Source organism: Rhodococcus sp. 14C212 (genome assembly GCF_011058195.1).
Lineage (GTDB): Bacteria > Actinomycetota > Actinomycetes > Mycobacteriales > Mycobacteriaceae > Rhodococcus > Rhodococcus aetherivorans.
The window spans coordinates 1-18,795 of the sequence record NZ_JAALEH010000042.1 but is presented as its reverse complement, the minus strand read 5'-3'; the positions used below and the strand labels follow the sequence as shown (position 1 = coordinate 18,795).

The 18,795-nt window shown below is 61.2% G+C and carries 14 protein-coding genes; 4 read left to right on the top strand and 10 right to left on the bottom strand.

Annotation, left to right across the window (positions count from 1 at the left end):
• The first annotated feature begins 248 nt into the window (after window positions 1-248).
• The 3 genes from G6038_RS18295 to G6038_RS18285 all read left to right on the top strand — a co-directional run bounded on the left by G6038_RS18295 (window position 249) and on the right by G6038_RS18285 (window position 4,778).
• Window positions 249-1,013: an aldolase/citrate lyase family protein gene (locus G6038_RS18295; protein ID WP_165039222.1), complete on the top strand. Its 765-nt coding sequence runs from the start codon at window positions 249-251 to the stop codon at window positions 1,011-1,013.
• A gap of 722 nt (window positions 1,014-1,735) precedes the next feature.
• Window positions 1,736-3,217 carry an MmgE/PrpD family protein gene (locus tag G6038_RS18290; RefSeq protein ID WP_165039221.1) on the top strand — a complete coding sequence of 494 codons (1,482 nt, stop codon included), beginning with the start codon at window positions 1,736-1,738 and terminating at the stop codon, window positions 3,215-3,217.
• A 202-nt stretch (window positions 3,218-3,419) separates the two neighbouring features.
• Window positions 3,420-4,778 (top strand): NtaA/DmoA family FMN-dependent monooxygenase, encoded by a 1,359-nt coding sequence (locus G6038_RS18285; RefSeq protein ID WP_165039220.1) that lies wholly within the window; start codon window positions 3,420-3,422, stop codon window positions 4,776-4,778.
• Window positions 4,779-5,387: 609 nt separating this feature from the next.
• Here G6038_RS18285 and G6038_RS18280 read toward each other — a convergent pair.
• The 8 genes from G6038_RS18280 to G6038_RS18245 all read right to left on the bottom strand — a co-directional run bounded on the left by G6038_RS18280 (window position 5,388) and on the right by G6038_RS18245 (window position 15,426).
• The gene (locus G6038_RS18280; protein ID WP_165039219.1) at window positions 5,388-6,371 is read right to left on the bottom strand and encodes a LysR family transcriptional regulator; all 984 of its coding nucleotides are present in this window, start codon (window positions 6,369-6,371) and stop codon (window positions 5,388-5,390) included.
• 466 nt (window positions 6,372-6,837) lie between these two features.
• On the bottom strand, window positions 6,838-7,983 hold the full coding sequence (locus G6038_RS18275; protein WP_165039218.1) for a CaiB/BaiF CoA-transferase family protein: 1,146 nt from the start codon (window positions 7,981-7,983) through the stop codon (window positions 6,838-6,840).
• A 17-nt stretch (window positions 7,984-8,000) separates the two neighbouring features.
• Window positions 8,001-9,239: a CoA transferase gene (locus tag G6038_RS18270; protein WP_165039217.1), complete on the bottom strand. Its 1,239-nt coding sequence runs from the start codon at window positions 9,237-9,239 to the stop codon at window positions 8,001-8,003.
• Window positions 9,240-9,310: 71 nt separating this feature from the next.
• Entirely contained in the window at window positions 9,311-10,810 is a 1,500-nt protein-coding gene (locus G6038_RS18265) for a TRAP transporter large permease (RefSeq protein WP_165039216.1), read from the bottom strand.
• A complete protein-coding gene (locus G6038_RS18260) occupies window positions 10,803-11,255 on the bottom strand; it encodes a TRAP transporter small permease subunit (RefSeq protein WP_165039215.1) in 453 nt (150 codons plus the stop codon). Before G6038_RS18260 ends, G6038_RS18265 begins: the two co-directional genes overlap by 8 nt.
• 220 nt (window positions 11,256-11,475) lie before the next feature.
• The gene (locus G6038_RS18255) at window positions 11,476-12,711 is read right to left on the bottom strand and encodes a hypothetical protein (RefSeq protein WP_165039214.1); all 1,236 of its coding nucleotides are present in this window, start codon (window positions 12,709-12,711) and stop codon (window positions 11,476-11,478) included.
• A 751-nt stretch (window positions 12,712-13,462) separates the two neighbouring features.
• A complete protein-coding gene (locus G6038_RS18250; protein WP_165039213.1) occupies window positions 13,463-14,230 on the bottom strand; it encodes an SDR family NAD(P)-dependent oxidoreductase in 768 nt (255 codons plus the stop codon).
• 26 nt (window positions 14,231-14,256) lie between these two features.
• Entirely contained in the window at window positions 14,257-15,426 is a 1,170-nt protein-coding gene (locus G6038_RS18245) for a flavin reductase (RefSeq protein WP_206025047.1), read from the bottom strand.
• Window positions 15,427-15,768: 342 nt separating this feature from the next.
• Between G6038_RS18245 and G6038_RS18240 the strand changes: the two genes are divergently transcribed.
• The gene (locus G6038_RS18240; protein ID WP_165039211.1) at window positions 15,769-16,293 is read left to right on the top strand and encodes a nuclear transport factor 2 family protein; all 525 of its coding nucleotides are present in this window, start codon (window positions 15,769-15,771) and stop codon (window positions 16,291-16,293) included.
• Window positions 16,294-16,398: 105 nt separating this feature from the next.
• On the opposite strand, the gene ribB is transcribed toward G6038_RS18240, so the two are convergent.
• Window positions 16,399-17,580, bottom strand: a complete 1,182-nt coding sequence (ribB, locus tag G6038_RS18235; RefSeq protein WP_346772850.1) for a 3,4-dihydroxy-2-butanone-4-phosphate synthase — start codon at window positions 17,578-17,580, stop codon at window positions 16,399-16,401.
• A 222-nt stretch (window positions 17,581-17,802) separates the two neighbouring features.
• Window positions 17,803-18,354, bottom strand: coding sequence for a nuclear transport factor 2 family protein (locus G6038_RS18230; RefSeq protein ID WP_165039210.1), 552 nt, complete (start codon window positions 18,352-18,354; stop codon window positions 17,803-17,805).
• Window positions 18,355-18,795: the final 441 nt, after the last annotated feature.

The window sequence follows — 18,795 nt, the reverse complement described above, 5'->3', positions numbered from 1 at the left end:
GGCTCCTCCCGGTCGAATCCTTCTTCCAATCAGGCGGACTCGAACAGCGGTGTCCCCCGCACGAGCAGACCGGGGGACTCACCGCACCCACCTGCCGGTCGCCGCGCTCGACACCTCTCCCGGTCCTCAGAATCGCAGCCACAGCACCCCGCCGCCGAAGAAGCATCGCCTAAGATGTATCAGATATCTCTTTGACGAAAGACGATGTATCGGTCTGCGCGAGACGAAGCGACGAGAAAGGTGTCCCGATGACCAGAAATACAGCCCGAGCAGAGTTCACCCGCATCGCGAACGAGGGACGACGTCCCCTGGGCGCGTTCATCATGTCCTCCGACCCGTCCACGACAGCGATATTCGGCGCGAGCGGATACGACTTCGTCGTCATTGACCGCGAACACGGCGTGATCGACGTATCCGCAGGTGTAGCACATATCAGAGCGGCCCAATCGAGGGATATGGTGCCGATCGTGCGGGTACTCGAACTCAACCCTGCACTTATCCAGCAAGCGCTCGACATGGGCGCGCAGGGCGTCATCGTTCCCAAGATCGGCTCCGCAGCACAGGCCGAGGTGCTCGTACGCGCTGTTCACTACCGGGCAGGAGGGCGCGGGCGTTGCTCGGTCGTCCCGGGCACCGACTTCGATCCACGCAACTGGAATGAGCGTGCACAGCAGATAAACATCGACGTCCTCCCCATCGCGCTGATCGAAACCCGAGCCGGCTTGGAGAACATCGACGAGATCGTGGCCGTCCCCGGTCTCGATCATGTCTTTTTCGGTCACGCCGATCTCGCTCAGGATCTGGAGGAGGAACTCAGCGGCGATCGGCTGATCGAAATCTGGAGTCGGGTTCGCGATGCCGCGCACGCTGCGGGAGTTCACGCAGGCGCCGCCTTTGCCGGCGCAGAGAAGCACGGGGCTGATTTTGTCGCATGCGGAGCCGATCTTCCCTACATCGGCGAGGGTGCCCGTCAAGCACGGGAACGCATCGACCTCAGACTTCACTCCCACTGAGGACAGGTCCAGGCAACATGCCACATGAGATCCGACGCAAACACTTGATTCCATAACCCTTCTGCATCTAAGCTTACGTTTAATAACGTTCAGGTTATTTACCATGGGAGGTGCCGGTGGAGTTCGTGGTTTCGCCCGAGAAAACCCGGCAGCGCTGGTACTTCGCGGTAGACGGGCACGGATCAGCCCACAGCCCCATGCCCGAAGGCGCGCTCACGACGCGCTTCGCCACCACCTCCCGGCGTACCAGGGAGCAGCGTCGGGTACGAAACACGGTGCCCCCACGCGGAGCCGGCCAGGACACACTTCTCGCCTATGCCACTGCACGGACCGAAGACGCTCTGATGGTGATCCAGAGCGGCGGTCGACCGCAAATATCCCACGTGTGTTACTGGATGAGGCCGGACGGCGTCCTTTCTGCTGCTGCCACGGAAGGGGGCGCAAAGGTCCCTAACGCCCCATCCCTCCGTTGAAGCCCTCCCGATGGGCCAGGAGGGCACGGTGCAGCAGCTACTTCATGAGTACGAATCGTGATGGCGTAAGAATTCCGTGCGCAGTCGGCAGACCTTACCCCCGAAGCACTTTCGAGTGTGCGCGACAGTCGAGTGCGCATCAAGAACGGATAGCCGAAGCGAAGTCGCTTTCAAGCGACTCTTCCTGAACATCAACGTTGGAGCCCGAAGGCGGAGAAGCAACCCCGGGCTCCGAGAAGGAGAGACGGAATGACGGTTGACGAGATGACTCCCGCCATCGACGAGGACCGGACCACCCGCCGGCTGGCGGCATTTGCCGCCGAGAGCTCATTCGAGTCGCTTCCCAAGAGCGTCGTCGAATCGACGAAAAGTCTTATCCTCGACGGTATAGCCGTCACCGCGGCTACCTACCACACGCCGATGGCCAAGGCGCTCTATGCCCTGAAGGGCGATCAGGGAGGCGTACCGGAGGCCACCCTGATGGTGGATGGGCGCAAGGTGCCCGCGGGCAGTGCAGCCTACGTCCACGGTCAGCTTTCCAACCTACTGGACGCTGACGAAACGATGCATAACCGTATGCACACCGTCTCATCCAGCGTCATGACGGGTCTGGCACTCGCGGAACGGGGAAATGTCGCGGGCGCAGATCTCATCGCCGCGATCGCCGCAGGTTACGACCTGACCGCTCGTGTCGGCCAGTCTCTGAAGCAGTTCGTTCCCGACGGAAACGGCGGACTCACCTACGCAAAAATATGGGGCTTCTCGTGGCAGTCGATCGGTGCTGCAGCAACCGCAGGGCGGGTCATCGGACTGGATGCCGAAGCGATGACACACGCTCTCGGACAGGCATACGCGACCACCCCGATCTACTACGACCTGCGGCGCAACAAGCCGAAGATGCGCACTCTCGGCGCCAGGCCCAACTGGCACAAGTATCAGCTCTCCGGTCCGATTGCAGAGTCGGCAGTCAACGCCGCCCTTCTCGCGGAATCCGGGTGGAAAGCGAACACCGACATCTTCGATGAGGGTAGCGAGTTCTGGATCTCCTTCGCTGCGCCCGGCGCTGATTCGGATGTATTGTACGACCGACTCGGCGAACGGTGGTTCATTTCGGAGACCTCGATTAAGCCGTATCCGTTCTGCCGATTCGGCCACCACGCACTCGATCTCGTCGACAAGATCATCACCGAACACGACATTCCGGCCGACGACATCGACGACATTCTCGTACGGATCATTCCTCACCTGCTCTCCGAGGAACTATTCATGACCTACGAGATCGACGAAGGTCTGAAGCTCATGTCGAGTGAACCAACGGCAATCTCGTTGCTTGCCAACCGGGTACCCGCTGGACCTGCCTGGTTCGACGACGAGCTACTCCAATCCGACCGGATCCGCACCCTCGCGCGAAAGGTACGCCATGAGGTGAATCCAGACTGGGGTCCTGTGATGCTCGAGCAGATGGAGACACAAGGCTTCTCGGCGCGGATCCCGACAGAGGTCACGCTGCGCACTCGATCCGGGCACACATATACCGAATACACCGAGTACGCGAAGGGCGACCCGTGGAGCGCCGAAACCGCGTTCGGCTTCGACGACGTAGCGGACAAGACACGCCGTTTCCTCCACAACATCCTCCCCGCGGCCCGAATCGAGGAGCTCATCGAAGCGGTCCGCGTCCTCGAAGGGTCCACCGACATCTCCCGCATCGCCAAGGCAACCGTAGCCTGAACCGTCGACCCGGTGTAACCGCACCTTCAGTCTCAGTGGACGGCACCGTCACCGATAGGCACCCATTCCCGACATCCGATCGGTCATAGCTCCTCATCGGGGTCGGCTGCGCACCCATTCAGGTCCTCGTGGAGTCACCGAGCTCCCAAGTATCGCGGCGCGTGAGCGCGCCTGGAAACTCTCACCGAAAGGAACAACTCACATGTCTTCTTCCGAACGCCCACGCCGCGAACATATGGTGATCGGAGCCTTCGTCTCCGCCTCCATCACCAAGACGTCGCTAGGCGCCTGGATGATGCCCTCGACAAATCCCGACGTGATGAGCCCGAACTACTATTCCTCGCTCGCACAGACGTTGGACAAGAGCGGCTTCGACTTCATGTTCTTCGACGATCGTCTCGCCATGCCGGCCGCGTACGAGGGATCCATCCGAAAGACGGTCGAGCGCGGGGCGCGCGCCATCAAACTCGACCCGATTCCAATCCTTGGTCTCCTGGCTGGGAAGACTGAACGACTGGGACTCGGTGGTACTTTCTCCACCACCTACGGGCAGCCCTACCACGTAGCTCGATCCTTCGCGACACTCGACCACATGTCGGGCGGCCGGGCCATCTGGAACGTCGTCACTTCCCTGAACCAGGACGAGGCAGAGAACTTTGGAGTCGACTACCGCCAACCCGGTGACCGCTACGATGGCGCCGACGAATTCCTCGAGATCGTCACAGCATTATGGGAAAGCTGGGGCGAAGACGCGGTCGAATTCGATCGTGGCACCGGACGATTCGCGGATCCCGACAAGATCGCTCCGATCAACTACCGCGGAAATCGATACTCTTCGAAGGGCCCCTTGACGGTGCCGCGTTCACCGCAGGGCTGGCCGGCGCTACTCCAGGCAGGCCAGTCACCCCGCGGACGGCAGTTCGGCGCGCGTTGGGCCGACCTGATCTTCATGAGCGCGCCTACCATCGATGACGGCCGCAAGCACTACGCGGACCAGCAGCAGCACTTCGAGGCCGCCGGACGCGGACGCTATGCCGCCCCGTTGATTCCCTCTGCGCAGGTCATCGTCGGTGACACCGAGGAACTCGCGCGAGCCAAGGAGGCGTACTACGACAGCCTGGTCGATACCGAGGAAGAGTTGATCTACGTCTCGGAGCAGGCCAACTTCGACCTGTCCATCCTGCCCCGCGACGAGCCTCTGACCGACGACCTGATCGAGCGCGTCACCGGGACCAGGGGCTTGATGGCGAACTACATCAAGCAAGCTCGCCGGATGTTCGGAGAAAACGCCACCCTGGACGATCTGGCACGCGTGCGAGCAGCGCGCGCAAACAACCGATTTGTCGGCAACCCATCTCAGGTAGCGGACCAGATGGAGGAGTGGTTCCGTTCCGAGGCCTGCGACGGTTTCGTTCTGCAGCCCACCAACTCGCCCGGGACATACGAGGACATCGCGCGCACGGTGATGCCGGAGCTACGCAAGCGCGGTCTCATCGGCGATCCGGACACGCGCGGAACGATCCGCCAGCGGCTGGGCCTCCAGGACCGGACGCGAGGCTGACGACGCACCGGTTGCGCGGTCGTCCGGGAGCGTACCCGTGACGAACGCTCCCCAGTTCGGGAGCGAGCTCGTGCAGTTCACTCGGCGCCGCACCACTACGATCTGGTGCGGCGCCGAGTGCCGACAATGGAGCGACCGACGTTGGATTCGGTGCAATCGCCTTCTCTCGCATCACCTCCACGAATATCCCCACCGAGTTCCACCTCGGCGATCTTCGTCGGTGCGACGGTTCCGCGGGCAACTCGCTGCGTAGGCATCTACACGAATGGCCCGCTGTCGACATCCGCTCGGCTGAATCACGCAATCCGAGAGTGAGATCCGCGCTTTGGCAGCCCACCGAATCGCTGCGTGCATCAGCCGGGACGCTGCGGAATACGGCTGAACATCAGTCCGGGAGTTGCTCCGAACCTACTCGAGCTTGAACGTGTCTGGCCGGCTGTCCATTTCCAGCACCACCGAGACAACCAGGACTCGCAATGCGGCGCGGGCCGGTTCCAGGACAGAATCCGAACGCGTCTCCGCCACTCTCGAGGACATCGCACGTGATCGCGTACAGCGCAGGCCCGCACCTGGAGATGGAGAATCGTCTCGAGATGCCTGCCAGGGAATTCATCCGCCGTTCAGGTCACCCGAGTCGCGTGAGGAGTCTGTGGTCGCTGTTCGGCTGGGAAAGATGCGCATCGTCTTGATCACCTCAGAGATCAGGTTGCGTACGGTTAGCGCGGCGGGTGAGAAGGTCCGACTCGACACCCAGTGGAGACCGATCACACTCGACGGGATATCGAGCCTCACCGGTAGAAGTACAAGGCCGGGAAGCTCTGCCCCTGTCGACATCGAAAGGATCGCATCGGTGGACAGCGCGGCGTCGATGAGCAGGGCCTGATTATCCACTTCGAGCGAGACCGGCGCGATACTCCGATAGGCGCCGGGCAGAACCATGGGGGCCCTCCGTGCCCACGCCGAGCCGGAGATCTTCGGATAGTCCGCCAGCATCTCCAGAGTGACGGTCTTGTTCGACAGCAGTGGGTGCCCCTTCCGGACAAGAAAAGCCGGTGTCACCTCACCGAGTTGCTCACTGCTGATTCGCGCGCTTGCCGCACCATGATCGGCCAGTCCGATGTAGAATTCGATCTCCCCCTCGACGAGCTGCTCGGACATCTCAGCAGAACTCGCCATCACAACTTTCGAGTGAATCCCGGGATACTCGCTCAGTAGGCGACGGTTGACATGCGGCAACACCTGAGATCCAACCGAGGGCCCGATCCCGAACGCCACACTCCCCCGAGTCCCGTCGGATACTCCGGTTACCTCTCGCCTCAACAACTGTGCTGTGTACAGCAGATCTTCGGCCCGGGCGATCAACTGTTTGCCTGCCGCAGAAAGCTCAACGCCCGCACGGCTGCGCTCCAACAACCGGACGCCGAGATGACGCTCCAACGATTGGATGCTCCGGCTGAGAGCCGGCTGGGAGAGCCCGAGTTGTCCGGCTGCGTCCACAAAGCTTCCCGAGCGGGCGACGATGACGAAATGGTTGAGCTTGGCGAGATCGAGAAGCGGTTCGGGCTCTGGGGATGACTGTGCCTCGTCTACCACTACACCGCATCCTTTCCACAAATCCGTTCCAGGCTGGAATCATCGACTACCGGCCACCGTCCGCGAACGAACGGTGGTCCGATATCACCCGGGCCGTTCGTCACGCAACACGCGGTGTTGACGTTACCCGAAGAATGATGGAGTCCTTCTGCCTGCCGGATCGTTGTTGTGCCCAATCCAAAATCGTGTCGCGATGGGTGTCCCCGATCCGCTCCAGAAAACACGGCGGACAGATACGAAAGACACAACGGCGCGGTCCACGGTTATGCCCCACAAGCGCGCTTTCCTGCACAGCATCGCCCGCTCGGTCCTGTTCAGACCCTCGAGATTTTGTCGATTCTTCTTCGAAGGCGCGCGTCCTTCTGCATTCAGACGCCGCTTCCGGGTCGTCTCGTGTACTCGGACCGATGATGGCCACGCGTCCGACCAGAGGTCGCGCGCTCGGCGCTCATCGACCAGCGGCGCGTCAGCGAATGATGTCGTCCTGAAACAGTCGATCGATAGCGCTGTCGGTCATGCCCAGGCCGGCGAGCACCTCTCGTGTATGGGCACCGAGAGCAGCGGGCTGTTCCGGCAGAGATTGCGGCGTCCGACTGAAACGAGGCCCGGGCGAAGGCTGGCGCACACCACCGATCGTTGCGAAGGTTCCTCTTGCCACATTGTGCGGATGCTCGGGTGCTTCCGTCAGCGACAGGACCGGCGTAACACAGGCGTCCGTACCGTCGAAGACGTCCACCCAATGTTGCAACGGCTGCGTCTTGATCCGCTCGCCGATAAGCTTGCGAGCTTCGGGCCAGCGGGATCGATCTGTCTGCTCGGGAAGGTCACCGTCTGCGAATCCCAGGCCTTCCTTCACCAGCGCGTAGAACTGGGGTTCGAGGGAGCCGATCGACAGATGCCGGCCATCTTTCGTCTCATAGACATTGAAGTACGGCGCGCCGGAGTCGAGAAGGTTCGTTCCGCGGTCGCCCCACGTTCCACGCGCGACCATGTCGTGGATGATCGTCAGGAGCAGCGAAGCTCCGTCGACCATCGCCGCGTCGATCACCTGTCCACGACCACTCGACTGGCGCTCGTACAGGGCGCTGAGGACGCCGAAGAGAAGGAACATCGAACCACCGCCCATGTCGCCGACGAGATTCAACGGCGGCACCGGCGACTCCCCCTCCCGGCCGATGGCGTCGAGCGCTCCGATAACGGAAATGTAGTTGATGTCGTGCCCAGCGGTCTGCGCTAGCGGTCCTTCTTGTCCCCAACCTGTCATCCGGCCGTAGATCAGACGCGGATTACGAGCGAGACAATCATCTGGTCCGAATCCCAGCCGTTCGGCTACGCCCGGTCGAAATGCCTCCAGAACGATATCCATCTCATCGACGACCTCGAGCAGAAGGCCTTTTCCAGCCGGCTTCTTCAGGTCGATGCAGATAGACTTCTTTCCCCGAGAAACCAGCATGCCCGAACCACGATCACCGCCGAATCGATCCAGGCGGATCACCTCTGCGCCGTTGTCGGCGAGGAACATCCCTGCGACCGGAACGGGGCCTGTGCCACCAGTTTCCAGGACACGTAGGCCGGCGAGAGGGCCCGAGGGGGTTGTGGTCGAATGTGTCATATGCGTCAGTCCTTGTTCTAGCGGATCACGCCACGAGCGCGCAGATCGGTGATTGTTTCGTCATCCCACCCGTAGTCGCGAAGCACGGCTGCCGTGTTCTCGCCGATCGCCTGCGGGGCGGGAGCCGCCTGCGGAGGCGCCGATACCCCGAATCGCAGAGGCAGCTGCGGTGTTCGGATTCTCCCGAGGCGTGGGTGGTCCATCTGAACCACATAGTCGTTGGCGAGGATCTGCGGATCATCAAGCACATCGAACAGGTCGTTGACCGGTGCCACCATAATTCGTTCCTGGGCCAGCAGCTCCAGCCATTCCGAACGCGGGCGCTTGGCGAATGCCGAATCCAAGGCAGCGAAGAGTTCGCCTCGGTGCGCACGTCGCGACTCGGTTGTTGCGAACCGAGAGTCCTCGGCAATCTCGGGATGGCCGACCGCTGCGCACAGCTTCGCGAAGTTCTTGGCTTCAGGCACGTTCACGAGAATGATCCACTTCCCGTCGCCCGCTCGGTATGTGGTTGCATTCGGGGAGTTTCGAATACGGTCATAACTCAGATCGACGGGGGCGCCGTTGACGCTGGAGGAAAGCAAGTTCGTCTGCATCACCCAGGTCGCCGCACCGAGTAGAGAAACATGAACTTCCTGACCGATGCCCTGAAGTTGCCGCGTCACGAGTGCAGTCGTGACCGCTGCAGTCACCGCGATGGTCGAAAGGTGATCCAGCAGGATGAGCCCGAGCTGATGCGGCTCGTCCTGCCCGGTGGCCATCATCATCCCTGAAACAGCTTGTGCGAGTGAGTCGAATCCGGGCTGTGCCGCCATCGGCCCCTCAGACCCGAACGCCGTCAGACTGCAGTACACGAGCTGTGGGTTGACCTCACGCAATCGTTCATAGCCGGTTGCGATTCCCGCGCGCGCACGCACCGGGGTGTTCGTCAGGAAGACATCCGCGTTTTCTACCAGCCGATGGAGAATCTGCTGCGCCTCGGGTTGCTTGAGATCAAGGCTGATCACACGCTTACTCCGGTTGGCGAAATCCCATAGGAGACTCCACTCGTCGTCGTTCACCGATGCCGACCGAAGCGGGTCGGTACCGTCCCGCTTGGCGAACCGCTCGGGACTTCCCTGTGGATTCTCCACCTTGATGACGGTGGCACCGAGGTCGGCCAGCGTCGCTCCCGCCCCGGGTACAGCATGGTAGGAAGCCACTTCCACCACAATGAGGCCCTCGAGTGGCCGACGTCCGGTGTGCATGCTGGTCATGGGACTCCCATACAGTTCATTTCAACGAATCGCATTTAAATGCATACTCTAATGCGCTCTAGGTATGCATGTCACTGCACCGCTGCAGTTTCCGGGAGCCACAACACGATTTGAGGGAAGAAGATGAAGAGCACCGCAATGACCACCGCGACTGCAACAAAGGGCATCACGCCGACGAAAACCTGAGCCAACGACGTCTTCCGACCTCCGGAAACCTCCGGGGACTGAGCGAGGCGGTGCACAACGAATGTCACCATTCCCACTGGCGGAAACACCATCCCGATCTCACACATGATCACGATGAAGATTCCGAACCAGATCATGTCGACGCCGAGGTATTCGAGCGGACCCTGCAGGAACGGCAGCGTCAGCACCATCATGGGGAAGGACTCGAGGAACATACCCAGCACGACGTAGACCAGGATCAGAGCGAGAAGCAACTGCACCCGGCTGAGGTCGAGCCCGATCAGCCACCCCGATATCTCTCTTGCCAAACCACTCAAAGAGATTGCCCTGCTGAGCAACATCGCACCGATGATCAGAAGGAAGAGCCCTGACACAGAGACCACTGTCTCCGTCACAGTCTGTCCGATGACTCGCCCCATGGAGCGCAGATCTCGCGGGCCCTTCATGGTAGCCAGGCTCAGAACGATTGCGACGACCGCGCCCACCGCCGCCGCCTCGGTCGCAGTGAAGAAGCCCACCAGCATTCCACCGACGACGCACAGGCCGATGATCAAAAGCGGCACCAAACCCACCAGCGAACGGAATCGGTCATCCCAGCTGACGGCGAGCTTCGCGCGAGGCGCGTGGTCCGGCTTGACCAGTGCCCACACGACAATGCACAGCGCGAAGGCTACGGCGAGAATGATTCCCGGAATGATACCGGCCACCAACTGCGCACCGACCGGGACCTGCACAAGCCCCGCATACAACACGAGAAGCACACTCGGAGGGATGATCTGGCCCAATGTGCCGGCCATTGCGACTGTCCCGGTGGTCAGTTGCGGACTGTAGCCCGCACGGTACATCTCCGGGATCGCCATTCGACCGAGAGCCATGGAGATGCCGAGTGTGCTCCCACTTGCCGACGCCAACCCGGCCCCCGCGAAGTTGGTTGAGACAGCAAGTCCACCTGGTAGCCACCCTAGCCACTTCTGCGCAGCAGAGTACGCAAGGGTTGTGATGCCACCTTTCCACATCGCGACGCCCATCAGAATGAACATCGGGACGACCATGAGGTTCCATGAGGCGACGCTGTCGAAAACCACAGCCTCAACAGACTGCTCGGCAACTCGTATGCCGCCCAGACTGATCAAGCCGAGACCGGCTGCCGCGACCATGGCGAATCCGACGGGAACCATCGCCGCCATCAGCAGAAGCAAGAGGACGATCGTCAATACTCCGCTCGCAAGCGAGGGGATGTCCGCGAAGAGCATGACGGCAGCCACGCCAACCACGACCGCCCACAGGATGTAGAGGGCGGTCCTCGACCGCCTGCCATCCGACCGGCGGGTCGACGCCTCGTCGGCTTTTGCCGGAACGCTCAGTGTTGTGGTTGCGTTAAGCATCGTTGTCTGCCCTTTCCGAGCGCGATTCACGGATCGTTACCACCACGCGCACTGTTGCGGCGATCAGGAACACGGCGAGCGCAACAACGATGGCGAACCGTGCCGGCCAGACCGGCAGCCAGCGCACAGTGACTCCGGATTCGGCCTTCACAAACGACTCGAAAGCCTGCTGCGCGCACAGCACAGTGATCCACAATCCGACGATGATCGAGACGATCCCCGCACCCACGTCGGCCAACTTCACGGTTGTAGGCGAGGCTGCCTCGAAAGCGAGGGTCATCCGGATCTGCTCGCCCCTGATCTCAGCAAGGCCCAGGGCGAGGAGGCCGATCACCGGCATCCACCAGTAACTGACGATTTCCAAGGTCGCAGGCAAAGGTTGATTCATCGTCTTCCGCAGAAGGACGTCGAGGAATACTTGGACCGCGCCGATCAGGAGGGCCACTCCTGCGATTCCTGCGCAGATCCGCGTCAATCGAGATACTGGGTTGCTGGGTGGCACGGTGACGTGTGCCGATTCTTCGTTGTGGTCGGACTGCATGTCGTCACTCGCCTGTGGACCCAACGCTGGGCTCGGTGTTTGCACTTGCACGTGTCATCCCCGGAATTCGTTGATGGGTGGGACCGCTTCGGCAGGGGCCTGTCCCTACCTTCCATGGTCTTTGTCAGAGGCCGTAGACCTCAGTGGCAATGAACTCCGCGTACAGGTCCCAGTCCACCGCGGTCACTCCATCCAAGTACTGTTGCTTCAACTCTTCACCGGTCGGAACGCCGTCCTCAGGTGACAAACCGAGTTCGTTTTCCGCGATTGCCGACCAGCGCTCTATAGCTGCGCGGTATTCGTCGACGATCGCCTGCGGATCCTCTACTCCGGCCGGAGCCGCAGCAATGATGCTGTCGAGCTCCTCCTGTGCCAGATCGTTGAGGATCTCGCGGAATTCTTCCGTCTCGTGGAACGTGACACCTGCAGTTTCGGCGATCTCGGCGAACTCTGCGTTGCCGATTGCAAACACCTCGATTGCCGTCGCGGCGAGGCGCGCTTCCGCGTCGAGGAAAACATCACGGACGATCTGCGGGAACGAGTTCCAGGTGTCCAAGTTCATCGCGTATCCGCCGCCCAGCGAGGGCTGACGGAAGCCAGGGTCACTGAAATGCTTTGCGACTTCATACAGGCTCGAGCTTGTGAAAACCGTTCCGCCTGCCACCGTAGCTTCGCACTCCACCACACCACGCTGGAGGGCCTCGTACCGCTCGTTACCCGGAACATTCACAGGGGTCATGCCGATCTCCTGAAGTTCCTTCGCAAGATAGGCATATCCCGACCGAACCGGCGTTCCCTTCGCATCGGCGAGGGTCGTCACCGGCTCCGTGCAGAGCATCGTGGCACGTGGAGATGTTCCGATCTGAAGACCGATGACGTTGTTCTCCGCCAACTCGTTCTGCACGAGCTCGTGCCGTAACAGTTCGGCTCCCGCTCCCTGCCCGACCACTATTCCGAACGGGTACCCGTCGGGTTCGAGCATACCGATCGAAGCTACCCAGTTGGAGATCGGCAGGTCGTCTGGAGTCTGAGTTATGTTGAACCTTGCGATGTCCGCCACGCCTGCACCAGCAGCACTCAAAGCCTCCGGGTAGGGGAACAGCGAGGAGGAGTGGTGCACCTCGAAGGTGATCTTTCCGTCGGTGTTCTCCGTGACGTAGTCGTAGTATTCCTGAGCTGCTCGAGCTCCGATGCTCTCGGGCGGGAAGATCTCTCCGACAACGAGCGTTCGTGCTTCGACTTGATCGAAAGATGTTGGCTCTTCACCGGAGAAGGACGATGCCCCGCCGGCAGAGCATCCCGTGAGCAGTGCGATCAAGACGAGAATCGCGGCCCCCGACAGCACCTTCTTATTGGACACTGCGTACTCCTTCGTATACGTGAGGGTGGGCGCGCGGCGACCTCGCCTCAGCTCCACTGTGATGGCCATCATATTATGGCATCGAAAGAAACAACTCAATGCACTAAGAGCATTCTTTTCGGTCGAGGAACTCGCTCCCTCCTGCCGTAGATCCGTGGCGGCCCACCGGCCGCGATCGCATCTGCAGAACGCGCGACAGGCAAGAACACACGTTCCAGGGTGGGATGAATCACGTTGTGGCACAGAGGATAGGTCATTGTTGGGTGATACGACCTCTAAAGGCGACCGCGAACAACACTAGTCGACCCCTTCCACCTCGATACACCTATGAGGGCCGCTCGCGCTCGAGCTCAGCTGTCCGGGCGGCACGATAAGCGCACTTCAGCACGGCTCGCTCGGCGGAAGCACCTGCTCACACCCGGAACATCGTCTGCTGTCGGCTCGAGCGACTCAAAGTAATAACGTCTCCCGCCCTCAGCACCGCGTTGCACCTGGCAGGCAACGGTATGACACGATGATTGGCGTTGCTCGAGTCCCATTGGCGCGGCGTCCGAGGACGGAGACTCGGCACCGCCGGTTGTAGGAAGACGACCACTCGGACAGTTCCATCCGAGTGGCAATCACGTGCTACTCGAGCCGGCGTGGCTTGCGCTGGAAAGTGTCCGATGTGATCCACCGACCTGGCCCTGCTCCACCGAGCGGCGACTGTCACGAATGGACGGGCCCGGGGTGGAGGCTCGTGCCCTTTCACCTACCTCACTGGCGCCGGAGACAAGCGGATCGCCCCATCCAGACGTATCGTTTCGCCGTTCAGATACTCGTTCTCGACGATATGTCGCACGAGAGCTGCGAATTCGTGAGCCCGCCCTAGCCTTGCCGGGAACGGAATCTCTTGGATGAGGAGATCTTGCGTCCGGGACGGAAGCCTCTCGAACATCTGCGTCTCCATCATGCCAGGAGCGACCGTGACAACTCTTACTCCGTATCGGGCGAGTTCACGAGCGAGCGGAAGTGTCATCGCGTGAACGCCGCCCTTGCTTGCCGCATAAGCGGTGTGGCCGATCTGCCCGTCGAACGCTGCAACGCTGGCGGTGTTTACGATGACCCCGCGCGTCTGGTCGGCGTCAGTCTCGATCAACCTCATCGCGGCAGCGCCGTAGGCAGTCACGTTGTACGTACCCATGAGATTGACGCGAACGACCTTCTCGAAGTAGCGCGGCCTGATCGCGCCGTCCTCGTCCAGGACTGTCGAGGATGGTGCGATGCCCGCACAGTTCACGACCACCCGCAGTGGGCCGTGCTCCGTGGCGGCCGCGACAGCCTTTGCCACTTGCTCAGAGTCTGCAACATCTGCCGGTGCAAAGTAGCCACCGATCGAGGAAGCAACCTCGGCACCACCCGACGAGGGTAGATCGACGATCGTCACGACGGCGCCTGCGGTCGCGAGTGACCGAGCCGTGGCGAGACCGAGACCGCTTGCACCACCGGTGACGAGAGCTGAAACTCCGGCAACGTCCACTTCGAATCCTTGTGTGCTGTGAGCAATCAGACCTGCAACACCGACGCGATGGTTCTCGTTGTTGCCCGCAGCTCGTCGAGCACGATTACCAGATCGGACGAGGTCACCCCTGCAGGGATCCCGGAAATCGAAAGGACCAGTGCAGCTTTTCCGTCCGCGTCGAATACAGGAGCCGAGAATCCTTGTACCGTTCGACCGTCGAGCACGTCCACGCCCTCAGGTTCGGCGAGGTCGAGTTCCCTGACAAGCGACGCGATCTGACGGGCTAGCGCGGGAGTCTGACCGACCGCGCCGATATGTTCCGCGAGCGACCATATCTCGCCGAAGCCATCCGAACGCTTGGTTGCCACCCATCCCCGAGAACGCTCGGTCTCGAGGTCTTTCCGGATCGCTCGCCTCTGCTCTTCGGTCAACGGATGCGGCGAGCGTGAGCACCACTCGTCGAACACCGCGTCATCGGACCATGCAAGGAAGCCCCGACCGAAAGGAGGCACGAAGGGCAGTCTCAAGCCGACTCCGGAGGGGGTCACGTCCGGTTGTGGCGACGCCGACGCAACGACGACGAGATCGTCTCCATGCACTCCGTAGGCCCTCACGAGCATACCCGTTTCACGAGCAAGCTGTTCGATAGGGCCGCGAGCCTTGTCCGCCATCAGGATCTGTTCGCTCCAGCCGTCCAGAACCCCCATAACCAAGGAGTTCATGGCAAATGTGCCATACCCTCCCTGGAAGAACACCAGAGGTGTCACAGGGTTGTCGATCGCCAAGCTCGTCACCCTTCCCACGACGATGAAATGATCGCCCGCCTCGTGGACCTCGTCGAGGTCGCAATCGATCCAAGCGACCACGCCATCAAGAATCGGAGAACCCGAGGGCGCCGGTTGCCACGGAGCCGAAGCGAACTTGTCTCCGCCCCGTACAGCGAAGGCGCGGCAGGTGGCCTCCTGTGAGGACGAGAGCACGTTGACGCAGAATCGCCCCGCAGCTCGGATTTTCGGAAATGTCGTGGACCCCTTGTCCGGCAGGAAGGCGACGAGAGGTGGGTTCAATGACACCGATGTGAACGATCCCACCGCCATGCCGACCGGTCGCCCATCACTGTCGATCGACGTCACGACCGCCACCCCTGTCGGTACGTGACCCAACACGTCACGAAACGTTCGTGGGTCTATCGACACGCTCGCATTATCGCTCATGCTCGTCCCGTCTTTTCGGCCGGGATCGGAGGGGTCCGCCGGCCTCTGCGATCCCTTTCGTCGAATAAGTAAGGTACATTAGATATCTTTATATCATCTGAGATTCCAGCTCGCTACGGCCCAGCGGAGGGGGACACCGCCTGACATGGACCGGCCTCGTTGCCACGCGGTCTCGGAACCGGTCCGGTCCCCGAGCGGCTGAGCGTGCACCTGGACCCTGGGAGCAATGTCGGACACCGACGGAGATAGTGTCGATTGCGCGGCCTTCGTCGCGTCCATCGCTGCGTCCCTACGGAACTGACCCGACAGCTCCAGAGAGAAGAAAGAGAGAAGAGAGGGAGAATGACGCCCGAGGTACTCGCGGACCGCGAACGAATCAGAGAGATCCTTCATCTCTACTGCCGTGCGGTCGACCGCGGCGACAGAGAGCTCCTCAGCTCGCTCTACCATCCGGACGCAGTGGACGACCACGGGTCATTTGTGGGATCAGCTGAGGAATTCGTCGAACACGCGATGGCCGGAGTCGATACTCGTTACGAAAGTACGACCCATTCACTCGGTACGATCATTATCGATCTCGATGGCGACACCGCCTACACGGAGTCATATTTCACCGGAATGCATCTCCTCAAGCCGAATGGCGAGAACGACCGGAAGCTCCTGACATCGGTGGGCCGCTATGTCGACCGGTTCGAACGCAGAAACAACGAATGGCGAATTGCGTCACGCGTTGTCGTAAAGACGTTCCGCGACGTTCGGACCGTCACCGAACCGATCGGCGACCGTTTCGTCCTGGGTAGTCGCAGCCGACTCGATCCTGCGTACACCGGTCCGGATTCGCTCGGCCCCGGCCTACCTCGCGGGTGAGCTTCGCTCCCTCCGGACACTTCGAGGAGAACCCACGACGATTGGTTTCGGCGGCGGCGTTAGCTCCGGACTCCTGTCAAGACGAGTCCGGAACACCCTCGCCCCTCATACGAGGTGCTGCGAGATCTGCCGCCGCCGGTTCTGAAGATCGGTTCTCGTGATCAGGAGCGGGTTGCGCAGTCCGAGATCCAACAGGATTCGAGCTATGAGCGCCTCGTCCAGAGGGGCGCCGCACGATGGGTCGGCACGGTGGCCGTGGGGAGTGGACCGCACGCGTACCGCATCCCATAGGCCGTGTCCGCCGTACTCACCGTTACGTAGGTACAGAACTACGCCGCGGCCGCTTGCGGAAATTTCGGATAGCGCGGAATCCAAATATCCTGCGCAACCGCATTGTCTGGCTCCGAAAACATCACCAAAAATGCACTCCGAATGGATATGAACAGGGACATGCTCCGCGCCTCTCAGGTCGCCGCATATCAATGCGATATGCTCCTCGCCCGTCTGATCGTTGCTGGTGAATCCGACTGCGGTGAAGTTTCCTGCACGGAGCGGCATGCGCGCAGACACCACCCGTTGCACGGAAAGTTCGTTGACTCGCCGGTAGGCGATCAGATCCGCAATCGACACCAGCGTCAGGCCATGGCGGTGGGCAAACCGACGCAATTCCGGGGTTCGAGCCATTTCGGTAGGTTGTTGCTCACTCACAATCTCACAGAGAACACCTGCCGGCCTGAGCCCGGCCAGTACAGCGAGATCTACCGCGGCCTCGGTATGTCCGCGGCGCTTCAGCACACCCCCCTCGCGGGCGCGCAGCGGCACTACGTGGCCAGGACGGGTCAGGTCGTGGGCAGTGGTGTGAGCGTCTGCGAGCAACCGGGCCGTATGAGCTCGGTCGGCTGCCGAGATGCCTGTGGAGACCCCCTGTCGGGCATCGACAGAAATCGCGTACGCAGTCCCGTGCTTGTCCTCGTTGCGTGCCACCATCGGCGGCAAGTCCAGCCTGTCCGCCTCCTCCTCGGCCAGAGCCACGCATATGTAGCCTGACGTGTGCCGCACCATGAACGACATCAGGGAAGTCGTCGCGTGTTCTGCAGCGAAGATCAGATCACCTTCGTTCTCCCGATCCTCGTCGTCTACAACAACAACCGGCTTCCCGCTCGCAATGTCACGAACGGCCTGCTCGACTACTGCGAATTCTGACTTCACACCCGGCACACGCGACATCGGTGGGTCGAGATAGGCGCACGGTTCATCGATCGATACAGCAACGGAAACCTCGGTCACGATATCCTCCTTGAGTCAGCCGAACAGGCTACGACGTCTTGATCGGGCAATTTTCAACTCGAGTTGCCGCCATGTCGCGCCGGCATCACACTCGATCGAAGAACGAATGGTGCCGTAGGGAGATCCGGGGAACGGCCTTGGCAGGAGCACCGTTTCCACTGAACACGGCGGTGGTGCTGTCCAAATCACGAATTCGTGACTCGGATTTCTGTCTTGCCTCCCTCAGAAGCGAAGCGGTTCTTCAGGACTTAATGCTGCCCTTCGAAACTCACGCAGGTCGAGCGCCTCGGGCTCGGCGATTCGGCACTCGATACGCCATTCGCCGTCCTCACATCGACGGAGCCGATCCAGATACCGTCCGAAGGCCCGGACATAAATAGTGCCGCTGAGATCGACATCGAGCCGGAGAATGTAGCTCACACTGGACGCGTGGTCGCCCTCGAGTTCCACCAAGGGGTTCATGGCGACGTGCTTGTGAAATACCATCGGCGCACGGGTGTGCTGCTGGATGAACGCGCGCAGAGCTTCCCGACCGCTGTAGCACATGCCGGACTCGGTGCGCTGTCCGCCGCTCCTCTGTGGCGTCTGCGCTGAGCGAATCTCGTACTCCGCATCTGCGGTGAAACAGTTGATGAAGCCGTCTTCGTCGCCGTAGTCGAGACACTGAGCATATCTGGTCAGAGTGCGTACGATCGCACCCTGATCCTCGAGGAGGAGTATCCGTTGCTCTAACCCGAGCACTTTCGAACGGATCAACTTCCAGAGAGTCAGCATTGTTCACCACCAGTGCATTGAAGGAGCGGGGTGCCGAAGACCGCAAAAATGGCGGATTTCAATGTATTCCATATCATCTGTCGTTCGGGGATCGGCGATCTGCAATTCAGGTCTGGGCGTCGGGTTGACCGAGTTCTATTGGTCCGCACCACTCGGCGGTGATACGTCGTCGAATTTCTCTTGCACACCAGCTGATAGAGCCGTAGTCCGGCACGGTCTCGATGGCCGGCCACCCGACGCCCCTACACCCACCCGCACGGGGCCTCACCTTCACGGGATAAATCGAACCCTTCGATTGCGGCTCGGCCCGCGCGGCTATGCTTCGAGGCACATTCGAATCGACATCGCGAAGTGCCGAACCGGCTTGTGAACGAGGGGTTCTCAGTTGTTGGGGGGTGCGCCCATGGCCCGGACGATGTCCCGGACATCGTCGGCCCCGTT